The sequence below is a fragment of the Glycomyces xiaoerkulensis genome (assembly GCF_002798405.1).
Taxonomy (GTDB): domain Bacteria; phylum Actinomycetota; class Actinomycetes; order Mycobacteriales; family Micromonosporaceae; genus Glycomyces; species Glycomyces xiaoerkulensis.
The window spans coordinates 354,166-368,619 of sequence record NZ_PGGV01000037.1; the positions used below are offsets into that span (position 1 = coordinate 354,166).

Genomic DNA, 14,454 nt, shown 5'->3' on the forward strand with positions numbered 1-14,454 from the left:
TGCATGGGGCGGTGTCAACACCTAAGGGTCAGGTCCCGTAGCAGCCTGTGATAGCTCATACATCTACTTCGATGCAGTGATCGGTGCGTTCGGGTCGGCCCGCTCAGGACGTCGGAGATGGCTATGGTGGTGGGATAGCACTTCCTGAGAAGGACTCTCGTCATGTTCGAGCCAGCTTCAGGTGCCCTCGCCGGGTGGGCCACCAAGCAAATCGCGGGTAAGATTTCCGCTGCCATCCGTGCTCGCCGCTTGCGTGATCGGGACGCCCCCGAGGTTCGGAACGCCCTAATCAGCGTCGTGAAATTGGGCGTGCAGGACGCGGTGGCCGAGGTCTTTCCGGAAGACCAGGATCGTCAGGATTATGTTCGCGCTCTGTTGCTTGAGCGGTCCGCTGATGAATGGCCGCTTGTCGATGGGACCTACCCGGTGGAGCTACCTAATGGGGTGCGGCAGTGGGTGTCCTGGATCGAGTCGCAACCGGATGAGGATGACCGGCTCGAAATGATCGAGCGGGATCATGACCTTGCTGTAGCGCTGTGTGTTGCCATCCTGGAACGCCTGCACCATGCTGCGGTTCGTGGCGATCGGGTCTTGGCCGATCTCTGGCACGATTTCATCGTTGAATCACGCCTCGATGAGCCCTCCTCTGACTTGGTCCTGTCCTCGGCGACGCCCGGAGGCTCGTTGGACAACTGGCAAGTGAGTTCCTGGGCGGGTGACGGCGAAGCCGAGCAGCGATTGCGGCGTACGGTCAAGACGCAGCATCGGCGTGTTGAGCGCCTTCAGCCGACCATAGGCATGATCGATCGTCCCGAGACCGAGGAAGTTCTCGGCATCCTCAATGACGTCGAAGCCCCGCAGGTGTTGCTGGTCGATGGCAAGGCCGGAATGGGAAAGTCGGCCGTTGTCGCGGAAGTGGCTTCGTCGCTGGAGGGGGATGGCTGGGCCGCTGCGGTGACCCGAATGGACGGGCCAACCCTGGTACGGAACGCTCGTGATCTGGGATCCCAAATGGAGCTTGCGGCTTCGCCTTCGCTTGTGCTGGCTGGAATCGCCGCAGGCCAGCCGGGGTTGCTGGTCATCGACCAGTTGGATGCCGTCAGCGAGCTTGGCGGTCGCATGCCCGATGGGTTCGAAGCGGTGGATGAGGCCCTCGATGACGTGCGGGAACACCCGAATATTAAAGTGCTCTTGGCCTGCCGCACAGTAGATCTAGAGCAGGACCCACGACTGACCAGCCTGCTACAAGGTGATGCTTCGACCAAGCGTGTCCGGCTCAGCGAGCTTCCCGCCGAAGACGTCAAGGCACACCTTGCCGCGCACCATCTGCATGTGCCGTCCGCGGATGTGCTGGAGCTCCTGCGCACACCACTGCACCTTTGGGTGTACTGCCAGCTTGACGAGACCGCCCGCGACCAGCCGTTCAGAACCTTGCCAGACCTGTACGAACGGTTCACAGCAAACGTACGGCGACGCCTCGAACACCGAGTCGGGGACGTCGCCTGGGACGCGATCACGAGCACGCTCGTGACTTACATGAGCGAACACGAAGTGCTCACCGCCCCCGCTGCCTGCCTCGATCCTGCCAGGCTCACGGACGTCGGCGCGTTGGAGTCGGAATCGATCCTTGAGCGCTTCGACAGCGGCTTCGCCTTCTTTCACCAATCGTACTTCGACTACCTGTTCGCTCGAGCGTTCATCCGAGATGACGATGACCTGCATCGGTTCCTGGCTGAGTCTGGTCAATTTCTCTTCCGGCGATCACAGACTCGCCAAGTCCTCGACCACCTCGCCGCCGTCAACCGCCCCGTCTTCCGGCAGACGGTGCGGCAGCTCCTGGCCTCTGAAGCCATCCGGTTCCACCTCAAGGACATCATCGTCACCGACCTACGGCAACTGAAACCCACCGCCGACGACTGGGCCGCGATCGAGCCACTCGCCTGGGACTCGTTGCCTATCGCACCGAAACTTCGGTCACTGCTCAGCGTCCCGGGCTGGTTCGATGCCGTCGACGACCTCGGGCGATGGGAAACCTGGCTCGCCAGCCGTGAACACCTCGATGCGGCATTCATGCCGCTGGTCATAGTCGCGAAAGACCGCCCCGAGCGGGTGGCGGACCTGCTCCGCCCTTACATCGACGCAGGTGGCCGCTGGCGGGAGCGACTCGTCACCCTCATCAATTGGTCCCTCCCGCCGGGCCTGGTCGACTTCACCATTGACCTGATCGAGCACGACTTGCTCGAGGCACCGGACACGTCGGTGACTCCCGTAGAGCTCTGGCCGCTGCTCTATCAGCTCAAGGCCACCGACCCCGATGGCGCAGCCTGCCTGATCGGTGCCCACCTTCGCCGCAGCCTCGACCGCGCGCGTGAGCATGGACATGCCGACCCGTTCGACGTCGGTCGTCTGGATCGCCACGAATCGTCGGCGAGCATCATCCAGGAGATCGCCGAGTCAGCCCCTGCGGCCTTCATCCGGGAAGTCCTGCCCTTCGTCATCGGCATCGCGCTGACTGACCAGCGAACTCCTGAAGCCCGCCTGCCATACGGGACCCGATGGAAGAACTTCTACGAGATCGCACCCGCAGGCGTCGACGACATCGTCTTCACCGCGACCGAGACGGCCCTGACCAGACTCACCTCCCAAGACCGCGAGAAGGCCAACGCATCGCTGGCGACACTCGGCACTGCCGACAGTCAGGAACTGCGGTTTCTCGCGTGCCGGGCACTGACCGAAGCCGGCGAAGCCGACGAGGCCATCGAGTGGCTCGTGTCCGATGATCGCAACCTTCTCCTGGGTTGGACCGGCGACGCCTACTGGGCTGCCGCGCGACTCATCGAAGCCCATTCGCCCCACTGTTCAGGCGACCGACTCGGGCGACTCGAGCAGACGCTGCTGGCCCATACGTCACCGGTCGAGACGCGACGCGGCCACGGATATGGCCAGTACATCCTCTTGACTGCACTTGACCAGCAACGGACCTCGGAGGTAGTGCGCAAGCGCCTTGACGAACTCCAACGGCGATTCCCGAACGACCCTCCCTCCGGGCCCCGCTGGCAACCCGACGAGCACGAGGAGCAGCGGTTCGGACCAGAGGCCGCGAAGCAAATGTCCGATGACCACTGGCTACAGGCGTTCCGGAAACACTATGACCCAGAGACCGGTCGGCACCATGGACTCGGCGCTGGCCACGCCCTGCGCCTTGCCGAACTGCTGGAAGGACGTACCACCGAGGAACCCGAGCGATTCGCGCATCTCGCCCTCCAGTTCGACACCACCATCCCCGCCGCAGCAGTCGAGCACGTTATCCGCAGCCTCGCCCACCAGGCCGACTTTGACCTGTTCGCTGATGTCTGCGAGCACGCTACGCAAATCCACGGCGAAGCTGTCGGTCATGCCATCGGCTTCGCGATGCACGACCTCAAGGCAAAGAACGCACGCATCGTCGACCTCATCGACTGGTGCGCCAGGTCCGCTGATCCGGGGCCGGATACGGAATTTGGTTTCCCAAACGAAGCATATGAGCGGTTCGAGAGCAACGGGCGACTGGTGGACTTCGGATTCAACACCACTCGCGGCCAAGCCGCCTTCGCCGCGGCTTCCACGTTGATCCACATGCCAGACCTCGTCGAGAACCTCGCGCCGATCATCGTCAGGCTCGCCGTCGACGACCACTTGGCGGTCCGCGCCTGTGCCGCACAAGCCGTTTGTGCCCTTATCAAGCACCACCCCCGCCAGGCGCTGGACCTGGCCGACGCGCTCTTCACTGCCTTGCCTGACGTACTCGATGCGGCCACGACCGAACAACTTCTCGCCAAGGCGATCTTTCGCTCCCCGGGATGGTTTGCCAGCCACCTCGAACGCGCGCTCAACGGGCCACCGGCAGTGGCAGGACGCGCAGGACGAATCTGGGCTGCGGCAGCCCACCGGGGGGCCCTCACCGCACCGGTGACCACCGACGTCAATGCATTGCCGACCGCTGCTCGTCTCGGCGCCGCGGCGACGTTCGCCAAACATTCCGTAGATGGCCTCCCTTGGCTGCCTTCTCTGTTCAACGACCCTGATGTCGAAGTGCGCGCCCGAGCCGCCATTGCCATGCGGCAGCTCAAGGGCATTGCACCAACCGACCTGGACCAACTCCTCCAGCAGTTCGCCCAGAGCGCCGCCTTTGACGATCACCTGGAACATGCGATCTACGGCCTAGCCAAGCTCACCTCAAGACTCCCGCCAACAACACTCTCCACCTGCACGAAAGCCGCCGAAGCGGCCGGCAGCAACCTCGGCGACATCCGAACCGCACACAGCGCCGCCTCACGGCACCTCATCACAGTCGTACTCCGCCTCTACCGCCAAGGGGACGATGCGACTCGAACGCAATGCCTCGACATCATCGACAAGCTCTGCGAATCCAACGCCTACGGACTCGCGGAAGCGCTGGCGGATGAGCGATGAATGCAAGTCGCGGCTCGTCTGCAAGCTTGATGGCGCACTCAGTTTCGTGGTTGGTCATGACGAAAGATCCCCAGCTTGACTACCGCACAATCTCGCGATGGGTGGTATTTGTACTTGTGGCGGGCGTACCGGACCATGGCGTGGCAGTTCTATTCGGGCAAATTCTGTTTAGGCAACGTAGCGGTCAAACCGGATCGTCTGGCCCCAGCCGTCATCGGTCCGCCAGTGAAGCGCATCAACTCTCGCATCTTCGAGAAGACGGGCGATCCAAACGTCCGTGATGCGGGAATCGACTGCTGGCACTTCGGTGGGACCTCCGTCTTCATCGAGGCTGCGGATGATGTCCAGGCGGCTGAGGTCCACCCACACCCATAGATGGCGACGGTCGCAGCCGGAGGCACCCAGTTTTTCGGCGTTGTCGCTCTTGCGGCGCAGCAGGTCGCTGATCTGGTGCACTGCATGGTTCGGATCGTCAGCAGGCCGTGTGAGGCCGTAGTCGCTGCTGCCGTATCCGTAGGCGAACGAGACTCCAGGGGGCACCCCGTAAACACGTTTACAGGTCCAGATGCCGGCCTTCGCCGACTCGAAGATCGCCTTCCGAAGCGCTGGACTCTCTGACGGCTGGTCAGGGCGCATGCTTGGGAACGGCCAGTCCTTGAAGGTTGTGCTGAACTGGCCAGCTTCGTCGATGCCGTGCTGCTCAAAGATCTTGAGCCACTGGGGTAGAAGGTCGTTGAAGTAGTGGCGCTTTCTTCCCTGCTTACGTACGAGCGTGGAGGCCCTTTGGTCCACCATGACCTCCCAGTGGCCTTGCAGCCCTGGATACGTCGTAGACGGCGAGGGACCGTAGGTATTCCACCGAGCTTGGTGGTCGCGGATCTCCTCGTGCGTCGCCGTGGTGACCTCCAGCGCATGGACTTGGTCGGAGATGTAGAGCTTGAAGTCGAAGGCGTTCTGACGCCCGTTCCTGTCCCAATGCTCGCAGCGCTCGACGTCGAGGATGCTGCTTGTGAGGAGGCACGCTTTGGCCTCAAACGGGTCGGTATCTGACATGACCTTCAGTCTAGGAACTCCTTACCTACCTGCTGTATTCGTCTCCGAGAGACCAGCGCGTCGCCTATGCGGAGGGAGGGCTTCACGGATGTTGATTCGAGATTCCCAGCGGGTGTGCAAGCGGCTGAACAAATAGATTAGCGACGGGCTGCCCTGAGCGCGAAGATACCTTCCAGAGCTTAGCGCTCACTGGCTCGAACTCGAACAACGCTACCGCCCACTGGACATCGGCGTGGTCCATCCACTGTCGGACATCAGCAGGGTCTTTTCAAGTTCCCGGCATGGGTGAGCTGTCGGTCCGAGGCTGGTTGGGCCGCATAGCAATACAGACACGGGTTCCGTCATCATCGTGGTGTCTTAAGCCTGATGATCACGAAAGCTTCCCGTGTCTGCCACTTCATCTTCGCCGATCCCTGCCGTGCTCGCGAAACTGGGTCCCCTCGGCCCTGACCGGATCGCCGACCTGCGCCCCTACCTCGATGCAGTCCCCGACCCCCGATCGCGGCGGGGCCGGTGGTACTCCCTGACCGCGATCTTGCTGGTCTGCGCCTGCGCGACGGTCTCGGGCGCGACGAGCATCGACGAACTTGCCGAATGGGGTCAACGTGCCGAGATCGACCTGCTCGAAGCGATCGGGATCCGCCGCCACCTGCTCCGCTGGCGCCGCTCGCCCTCAACCGCCACGATCGGACGCGTCCTGGAACGCCTCGACGGCGATGCCCTCGATGCCGCGATCGGCGCCTACCTGGCCGATCGTCACCGCGCCGCCACCACCGACTCCGCCGACGTCCCGACTCGGAGGAGGCGACCGTTGCTCGCGGTAGCTGTGGACGGCAAGGCGCTGAAAGGTTCGGCCCATCTCGGCCGGCAACGCCGTCACCTGCTCTCGGCGGTCACCCAGGGCACCACGGTCACCCTCGCCCAGGCCGAGGTCGGAGCGAAGACCGGCGAGACGAAGCACTTCCGGCCCCTACTGGTGGCACTCGATCTGGCCGGCACGGTGGTCACCTTTGACGCGTTGCACTCAGTCAAGGCCAACATCACCTGGTTGGTCGAAATGAAGCAGGCGCACTACATGGGAGTTTCCCCTGAAAAGGGGACACGTTTTCACGTTGTCTGAAGTGTATTGAACGTTCGTTCGTGGTCGACCGGGGACTGGTACTGGAGTGACGAGTGACGCCTCTTGAGGTTGTACCAGTTGAGCCAGGAGAACACCTCGGCCCGAGCGGCAGCCTTGTCGGCGAACTTCCCGTTGCTGCCCAGTAGCTCTCGCTTCAGCGAGGCGTGGAACGCCTCAGCCAATGCGTTATCGGCAGAGGAGCCGACCCGACCCCTCGATCGCAGGACGCCTTCGTTGTCGCAGCAGCGGGCGAAGTCCAGCGAAGTGTATTGCGAACCGTTATCCGTGTGCATAATGGAGCCATCGAGGCCGCCGCGGGCGCGACGGGCCGCGTCCATCGCCTCCACGACCAGGTCGGCCCGCATGTGATCAGCGATCGACCAGCCGACCACCCGCCGACTGGCGAGGTCGATCACCGTTGCCGGATAACAGAACTCGCCGGAGGCGGTCGGCAGGTACGTAATGTCGCCGACGTACCTCTGGCCGGGCGCCTCGGCGGTGAAGTCCCGCTCCAGCCGGTCGGGCACCACGGCCGCCTCGGGGTCGGGCACGGTCGTGACCGGCCGCTTCACCCGCCACGCCCGGCCCTCGATACCGCCCTCGCGCATCAGGCGGGCCACGCGCTTCGCGTTCACCGCCAGGCCGTGGGCCTCGCGCAGCTCGACGGCGATCCGGGGCGAGCCGTAGGACTCCCCCGAATCGGCCCACACCGACTCGATGAGCTCGAACAAGGCCGCGTCACGTTCCTTGCGCGCCAGGCGGGCCGCACGGCCGTCCCGCCACTGGTAGTACTTCGAACGCGTCAGGCCCAGCACCGCGCACCTCCGCCTCACCGGCCAGGTCTTGGCATGGTCCGCGACGAACTGGTATTTCGTGCCCAGTCCGTCGCGCGCAGAAAAACTGCGGACGCCTTGCGCAGGATGTTGCGCTCCTCGCGCAGTCGGGCGACTTCGGCTTTGAGCCGGCGGTTCTCTGCTTCGATCACAGCCTGGGAGGCTAGGTCCAGCGTCGGGTCCTGGCTCTGGCCGGCCGCGTTCGCGGTGAGCTTGCCCGCACCGGCCTTGCGCACCCAGTTCTTCAGCGTGTTCAGCGAAATGCCCAACGCCGCAGCAGTCTTCACATACGACGAATCAGTGTCGGTCACGTACAAACGGACCGCATCGGCCTTGAACTCATCGGTGTACTTGCTGCCTGATGCCACCTTGATCGCTCCTTGCAGCCGAGCCTACCGGCCCGACGATCCAGGTGTCCCCACCACAAGGGGAAGCTCCGTGCGATATGGCGCTCGATGCGCTGGAGATGGGCCTGTGGGTCCGAGCCCGCGACGGGCAGGACACCTCGGGGGGCTGGTGCATCAATCCGACCGCGGCGTCCAAAACCGAGCCGTGCGCTACACCGAGCGGCTCGCCGACGCCCAGGCCGTGGACTCGGTCGGCTCCAATGGCGACTCGTATGACACCGCGACGGCCGAAGCGACGGGCTCGCTGTTCAAGGCAGAGCAGGTCCGGACCCGGGGGCTCTGGAAGTCGATCACCGACATCGAGAGCGCCACCGCCGAGTACGTCGACTGGTACAACCACCGACGCCTCCACGGCGAGCTCGACCACCGGCCGCCAGCCGAGGTCGAAGCCGACTACTGGGCGACCGGCTACCATCAACCCCCGACGCCCCAACCAGCCGCCGAAACCAGATAACCGAGCCTCCAAGAAACCCGGGGCGATTCACTAGCATCTCGCAAAGGAGACGTCCTATGCCATCGGAGCCTGAGGACTTCGCCCTGGATCTGTACTTCACTGAAGTCGACTGCGAAAGCTGCGGGCAATCCCATCCCCTGGCTCTGGGGTGTCGGCATTGCGGAACCGATCCGGTCCCTGATCCTCACGTTACACGTCGCACCGAGATCGTCGCTGATGCCCTCGATATTCTCGACCTGTCTGTGGCAGCTCCTCCAGCATCAACCATCCAACCCTACTTGGAGGATTCTGGGCCGCTTGGGGAGTGGATATCGCGACTGAGCAACCTCCTTGTCCTGGTGTGTGACGAACAGGACGTGGCAGTCGAGCTGCAGGCACACGTGCAAAACCTGGTCGCGTGGCGGGATGAGCTGGCTGCCGCACCGCGTCTGCGTCCGAGCTTGTGGCGGTTGGATCTGCTGCGTGCATCGGTGGCATCGCTGATCGATGCCACACGAGCGTTCCTGCGCGGAATGGTCGCTCCCAACGGTGACTCGGCGCTCTCGCTGTGGCAGACAGCGAATGAGTCCATCGCTGCTGCGAACGAGCTCCTCGAAGACGCGGTGGAGCGCCTGGCGCGCCGCTCGCGCACCACAGCATCCGATGCAGCCGACTCGAATGAGTTGCTCATCCGCATGGCTGAAGAACTTGCGCGCGATATCGATATTCACGCCGACGCTGAGATCCCGGCCGATATCGCAGCGATCTACACGCAGATCACTGGTGATGCTGAGTGCCCTGTCACGCCCGCTGTCAGCCTGACAATGGCCCAGGTACAGATCGACCTGCTGGCTGACCGCGACCGGTTCTGGAAGTGCGCGGGAATCACGTACCGCCGACTCACCAGCACCGTCTCACGCGGTTGCGCCAAGTTCGGTGAGGTGATCGCTCACGACGGCTGGTTCGACCACTTCCATGAGATGCACCGGGAACTGCAGATGGCTGGCGGCGAATTCCAGACGCTCCTACGCAGTGAGAATCCCGAACGTCAGGTTCGCGCGCTCATCCGCTTCGGTCACGTGCTGGCCGAACGGCTCTCACCGTTCCTTCTCGCAACGGTCCTCGCGGCATACAAGGATCGAGACTACGGAGAGCTCATCGATGTAGGTTTTGGGGATCTGCTGGGCCAGGCTCGCGATGTCCGCCTCGAGACGCTACTGCTGGGCTTGGACAAGGCCCTGCGCCACGCCGATGCACACGGACGCCTCCAGCGCATCGACGTCGAGAACCAGATCGTGTACTTCACCGCCGAACAGCGGGAGTACGACTCGCTGACCTTTAACCAACTCATAGATCGAGTCTTGGCAGGATGGGAGTCCGCGCATGCGATGCTCACCGGAGTCATCATCGCGCTGATCAACGGGGGCCATACCGACAAGCTGCGGCTGTTCGACGACCTCGGCTTTACCATCCCTGAACGCGTCGACTTCATCCTCGCGGCGATGGGATGGACTGATCGACACGTGAGCCTGGACGGAGCGACGCTCCGCATCGAGGCGAACGTCGATCCCGACCTCAAACTCATCGGTGCGGTGAGAGTTATCGCGCACGAACTTGATGCGGCCGAGAACATCGAACTCTCGTTGCAACGGGGCGACGTTCGGGAGACTTGGCAGGGACCAACCACCTGCTTCACCAACAATCATGCCACCGCGGAGCCTGGGCTCGCGATGGCGTGGGTCATGCGGCGTTGGCAGCACAATGGGGCTCCCGCAATCGACCGCTCACTCGCACGTATCGCCTTCGCGCGCACCATACTAGCGAGGCTCGTCGAAGTCGGCGACGTCGCCCGCGTTCGGCCGCTCGTCGTTACAGGTGCCTTCATCGCGCGCCAGCTCGATGACCACCGACTCATCGACGCGGTACTAACCCTGGTCCGGTTCTGTAACGATCTGAATGGCGGACAGGCAACGGATACGCAGTGGCGACGTGCGACAGGCGAACTCACGCGACTTGGCGCTTCGGAGGCCAGACCACTTCCTCGCTTCTGAACTTGGGCTGCTCACTCTCGAGCTACGGCAGAGTGAGGTGGCCGTTTTACTCGGCCGGTGGCGTAGGCGCGCCGGTTGGCCCAGGCCAGGTCCGTATCATCGACTTCGATCGTCGGTAGTTCATACCAGGGGTCCGGGTCCGGGGGCGCGAGTAGGTTGAACCGTGACTGGTCGAACTCACGAAGCCGATATGGACGCTCGGCGGCGCCGAGCAACTGCTGTGGAATGACGCATCGTGCCGCAATGTCGGCAAGAGAACACTCTTGGTTCTTCAGCGCCACCGCAATCCGTTCGGCCAGGGCGTCTCGGCGGTTCTTGCTAGTGAGGAAGTCGACCATCCAGCCTGGGCCTTCGCCTTCAGGAGCGTCGTCGCCTGCGCGGAGATGGTCCAGGAATTCTTCGATCATGGACGGACACATTGCCGCGGCGACGTCGTCGAGCCATGCGAGGCCCGGCTTTTGGTGTTCGGCAGTGCGGATGATCTGCGCCTGGACGGCCAGGCTTGAAGCGCCCGCCAGCGCCTTCGCGATCGAAGCGGGTGCGGCGTGGTCCGACAACTGCAGCAGCATCACTGCAATCCATTCGATTGCGGAGCTGCGCGGGCGTGCGAGGTATCCGGAGTCAGTCGGCAGCTGGTCGAGGTTTGACAGAACCGAGGCGATCACCGTCAATCGCTGGTGGTCGCCGCTGCTGTCGATGGCCATCGCTGTGGTCGCCTGAGCGGCCTTGTCGATGACGAGCACGACCCGGCCACCTTCCGGCTGTGTCAACAAGGCGCGGAGAGTGGTGTCGGCTCCCTCTCCCGCGGCGGCGACGCCCCGGGCGACTTCGATGTCGGAGAGGTCATGGGTAGGAATGCCGAGTGCGAAGTAGCGGTCGAAGTACCGGTGGTCGCAGATGTGCTTCCCTGCATCCGGGTATCTCACACGAATCCCCGAGTCGATCTTCGGGAACAAGGTAGACAGGAGCACCCGCGCATCCTCCTGAGCGGGTGCCGGCACGGTCGACAGCAGTGATGCGAGATCGAACGGCTCATAGAGAGGGCCGGAGCCGCCGCTCCGCAGCTTGCCGGTGTGCCCGGAGATTAGTTCGTCCTTCCATTGGGGCAGCCGGGCGTAGAGCACCGGGAAGGTGGTCCGCAACAGGGTCAGGATGATCAGGTCCTCGTCGTTGATCTCGTCCTGGTCAACGAGCGGCAGATGGTGCCGCAGCTGGGCAAGATACCGGTCGATCGCTCGGGGCGTTGACAGCTGCGACAGGTACACCTTCTGGAGAGCGCCAAGTTTTCCGCTGGAGATCGCGCGCCGTCCGGCGTCAGCGAGCGCTTTGTCGATCCCCTCGTCGAGGCGGTCGATCAGCTGGGTCTCCAAGAGTGGAGGCACCACCAGCGGGTACTGGACGATCTTCTCAAGGAACCGTGCGGCCGCGTCCGACTCGCCTCCGATGAGGTCCGTCTCCGAGAGCGTTTGGAAGAGCGTGGCCTCGTCGTACGCGAGGAGGTAGTGGACTCCTTTGAATCGCCCCAGGAGCCTGACGACCTTCAGCAGGCCGAGGAGCTCGGTGCTCTGGAGGCGGTCGATGTCGTCGGCGATGAGCAGGATCGGCGTCTTCAGGGAGAGCAGGTCACTTTCGGCCCGGTGAAACGCCTTGTCCCAGGGCTCCTGCTTGACGAGTGCCTCACTGGCCATCTTGGCAGTGGCGGCGACCGTGCCTCCGATCCAGGGAATGGCTTTCGTTGCTGGCGCTGCAACCTGGGCCAGTGTGCCCAGGGACTTGCGCAGTCGCTTCGCTTTCTTCGGCGGCAACGCGGTGCTCAAGGATGCATAGAAGTCTCCGAGCAGCCCGTCCAGATCACTGGTGGCCCATGGTGTGAAACGAGCAACCTGCCAAGCAGAGTACGAGGTCTCGATCTCCTCCTGGATCATGGCGAGCATCGAGCTCTTACCGCTGCCCCATGCTCCGGTCAGCCCGAAGACGATGCTGCTCTTGCCCGGATCGCTCTCCGTGATCAGTCGCGCCGCCTGTACCGCGTAGGCGACCCTGTCGAAGACATCCTCGTCCTTCGACGCAATCGGCTCGTCGCTCCAAACTTCAACCATGACTCCAGTGTGATCGCAGACTCCGACACTCGCGCAACGCGAAATCCGAGCGGCCGACCCACAGCGTGTCAGCATCGAGGTATGGCTCCTGCTGTTCTCGCCACTGCCGCTGGAAGGTTGACGTAGGTGGAGCGCACCGGTCCGTTGAATGAGCGGCAACTCAAGGTCCTCGGTCTTGTCGGTGGAGGCGATGATCTCAGCGGTTCCGGGTCGGTGGGGTATCGGAACACGGCGAGGGCTTTGCAGTCTCGCGGTCTGGTCTCGGTGAGCCGGAGCGGGGGCCGGTGGCAGGCGATCATCACCGAGGCCGGTCGGTACTACCTCGAGCACGGTACACACCCTGATAATGCGCCTGGCCACGCGGCGGCTGGCCGGACACCAAGACAGCGCGCCAGCACTGCCGACGTCGTATCAGACACGCGCCCCAAGTACGGGACGCTCGCGCTGAATCGGTCGGCATCGCCGGGTGAGCGGCATGGCGACGCCGTGGAGTTGATCGAGCGGTTGCGCACGGAGCGGATCGTGGACTTGCTGTCATTGTCGGCACCCGAGCAGGGCCGGTGGCGCAAGACCATCGACTACGCGAAGCGGCACGGTCTGGTGCCCGAAGGCCATCGGATCGAATGCAACCAACCGGTCGCCGGCACGATGACTGTCCGGCTCGTCGCCGCCGTCCATCCCACCGCTGCCCGGAAACGGGCCGCGACGTTCCCGCCGGTCGCGGTTCCCGACCGACTTGATCAGCCCCACCCGGTCATCGCTCAGCTGCGAGACGACTCCGAACGAATGGCGACGCCGAGCCAGGTGCGCCACCGCGGCCTCTGCATGCTGCAGGGCCTCGCCCAGGCCGCGGTCGAACGCGGCTGGGACGTCACCGACCATGCCACTGACCGAAGCGGCATCCCGTCGGAGAAGCAGCGGATTCGCCTCGCCCGCGAAGGAGCGATCCGGATCGGGATCCGCGGGTTCACGTACACGGTCACGGTCGACCAGAAGTCCCCGCAGACACCCGACCCCACCAAGGCCGGCCACCTCAAGGTCACACTCCCCCAGTCGTACACGGGCATGCAATCGACGTGGACCGACGCTAAGACGGTCCCGCTGGAGCAGCGGCTGCCCGAAGTGATCGAGGCACTCGCCCAACGCGCTGCAGCGGATCGGAAAAGGATCGCCGCGGAAGCGCGCTCAAAGGCCGCCCAGCAGCAAGCCCGGGATGCAGACGCCGCTCGCGACCGGGGGCGGGCGGTCGAGGGATTCCTGGCCGACGAACTCGATCGCCAAGCCCGGGCATTGGAGCGGTGGCGCCGCCTCACCGCCTACTGCGACCGCCTCGAAGCACACCTGGACGCAGCCGATCCCCAAGCGGCGGAGGTCGAATCCGCTCGTTCATGGCTCGCCTGGGCACGCGCCCACACCGCGACACTCGACCCGTTCAAGGAGCTGCCGGGCCTACCCGAAGTGCCCGACCACCGCCCCGCTTTCGGGAACGACGAAAAACCCCACCACCCGGCGACCGATGTTTGTGCTGGTAGAACGCCCACCATCCCGGAGTTTCCTAGAACATGGGACGCGGGCCGGGGGTTTCACCCCCACGGGTGAACGATGCTGAACCACTGTCATTTCCGGTCCGGAACTTTGGCCGGTATTTGGCCGGAAACTGGTTGGCGACAGCCGGACGACGCCGGACGCGGTTGGCGACGGCGATCCGGACAAGTGACGTAATCGCAGATCACCGGCACCGAACGGCGAGATTTCGTACACAGAGGCGGATGTTCGAAGGCCATGGAACCGAACAGCCCGGACAATCCAGCGTTGATGCAGGTCAGCAGGGTTCTACTGGCGGAGGATGAGGGATTCGAACCCTCGACCGGGATCAACCGGAACCCGCTTAGCAGGCGGGCGCACTAGGCCACTATGCGAATCCTCCGGGCATGCCGCAGATACCGGCACGTACCGAGAAACGAGCATACCGGCAGGCGCGTTCGATCGCTAGGCGGGTTCCGGTC

The 14,454-nt window shown here is 63.9% G+C and carries 8 protein-coding genes and 1 tRNA gene; 5 read left to right on the forward strand and 4 right to left on the reverse strand.

Annotated features, from left to right (window positions below; all coding sequences use genetic code 11):
* The first annotated feature begins 162 nt into the window (after window positions 1–162).
* Window positions 163–4,452, forward strand: a complete 4,290-nt coding sequence (locus CUT39_RS17940; RefSeq protein ID WP_100448816.1) for an NACHT domain-containing protein — start codon at window positions 163–165, stop codon at window positions 4,450–4,452.
* Window positions 4,453–4,620: 168 nt separating this feature from the next.
* Here the strand turns inward: CUT39_RS17940 and CUT39_RS17945 are convergent, their stop codons facing one another.
* Window positions 4,621–5,505, reverse strand: a complete 885-nt coding sequence (locus CUT39_RS17945; protein WP_100448817.1) for a hypothetical protein — start codon at window positions 5,503–5,505, stop codon at window positions 4,621–4,623.
* A gap of 418 nt (window positions 5,506–5,923) precedes the next feature.
* Between CUT39_RS17945 and CUT39_RS17950 the strand changes: the two genes are divergently transcribed.
* Window positions 5,924–6,625, forward strand: coding sequence for an ISAs1 family transposase (locus tag CUT39_RS17950; protein WP_114149508.1), 702 nt, complete (start codon window positions 5,924–5,926; stop codon window positions 6,623–6,625).
* Here CUT39_RS17950 and CUT39_RS17955 read toward each other — a convergent pair.
* Window positions 6,613–7,826 (reverse strand): IS3 family transposase gene (locus CUT39_RS17955; protein ID WP_100448818.1). Its coding sequence is split into 2 segments (ribosomal slippage): window positions 6,613–7,532 and window positions 7,532–7,826, totalling 1,215 coding nucleotides; the frame shifts between segments, so codons are not numbered across the junction. The two genes, CUT39_RS17950 and CUT39_RS17955, sit on opposite strands and share 13 nt — an antisense overlap.
* A gap of 184 nt (window positions 7,827–8,010) precedes the next feature.
* Between CUT39_RS17955 and CUT39_RS20525 the strand changes: the two genes are divergently transcribed.
* A complete protein-coding gene (locus CUT39_RS20525; protein WP_157930799.1) occupies window positions 8,011–8,319 on the forward strand; it encodes an integrase core domain-containing protein in 309 nt (102 codons plus the stop codon).
* 56 nt (window positions 8,320–8,375) lie between these two features.
* Entirely contained in the window at window positions 8,376–10,349 is a 1,974-nt protein-coding gene (locus CUT39_RS17965) for a hypothetical protein (RefSeq protein ID WP_198587257.1), read from the forward strand.
* 11 nt (window positions 10,350–10,360) lie between these two features.
* Here CUT39_RS17965 and CUT39_RS17970 read toward each other — a convergent pair whose 3' ends face one another.
* Window positions 10,361–12,448, reverse strand: coding sequence for a KAP family NTPase (locus tag CUT39_RS17970; RefSeq protein ID WP_157930801.1), 2,088 nt, complete (start codon window positions 12,446–12,448; stop codon window positions 10,361–10,363).
* Window positions 12,449–12,574: 126 nt separating this feature from the next.
* Between CUT39_RS17970 and CUT39_RS17975 the strand changes: the two genes are divergently transcribed.
* Window positions 12,575–14,047 carry a hypothetical protein gene (locus CUT39_RS17975; RefSeq protein ID WP_157930802.1) on the forward strand — a complete coding sequence of 491 codons (1,473 nt, stop codon included), beginning with the start codon at window positions 12,575–12,577 and terminating at the stop codon, window positions 14,045–14,047.
* A 238-nt stretch (window positions 14,048–14,285) separates the two neighbouring features.
* Here the strand turns inward: CUT39_RS17975 and CUT39_RS17980 are convergent.
* Window positions 14,286–14,375 (reverse strand) — tRNA-Ser (locus CUT39_RS17980).
* Window positions 14,376–14,454: the final 79 nt, after the last annotated feature.

Excerpts from the sequence above, each read along its gene's own strand:
- CUT39_RS17970 (WP_157930801.1), bottom strand. The coding sequence starts at position 12,448 with ATGGTTGAAGTTTGGAGCGACGAGCCGATTGCGTCGAAGGACGAGGAT.
- CUT39_RS17940 (WP_100448816.1), top strand. The coding sequence starts at position 163 with ATGTTCGAGCCAGCTTCAGGTGCCCTCGCCGGGTGGGCCACCAAGCAA.
- CUT39_RS17965 (WP_198587257.1), top strand. The coding sequence starts at position 8,376 with ATGCCATCGGAGCCTGAGGACTTCGCCCTGGATCTGTACTTCACTGAA.
- CUT39_RS17945 (WP_100448817.1), bottom strand. The coding sequence starts at position 5,505 with ATGTCAGATACCGACCCGTTTGAGGCCAAAGCGTGCCTCCTCACAAGC.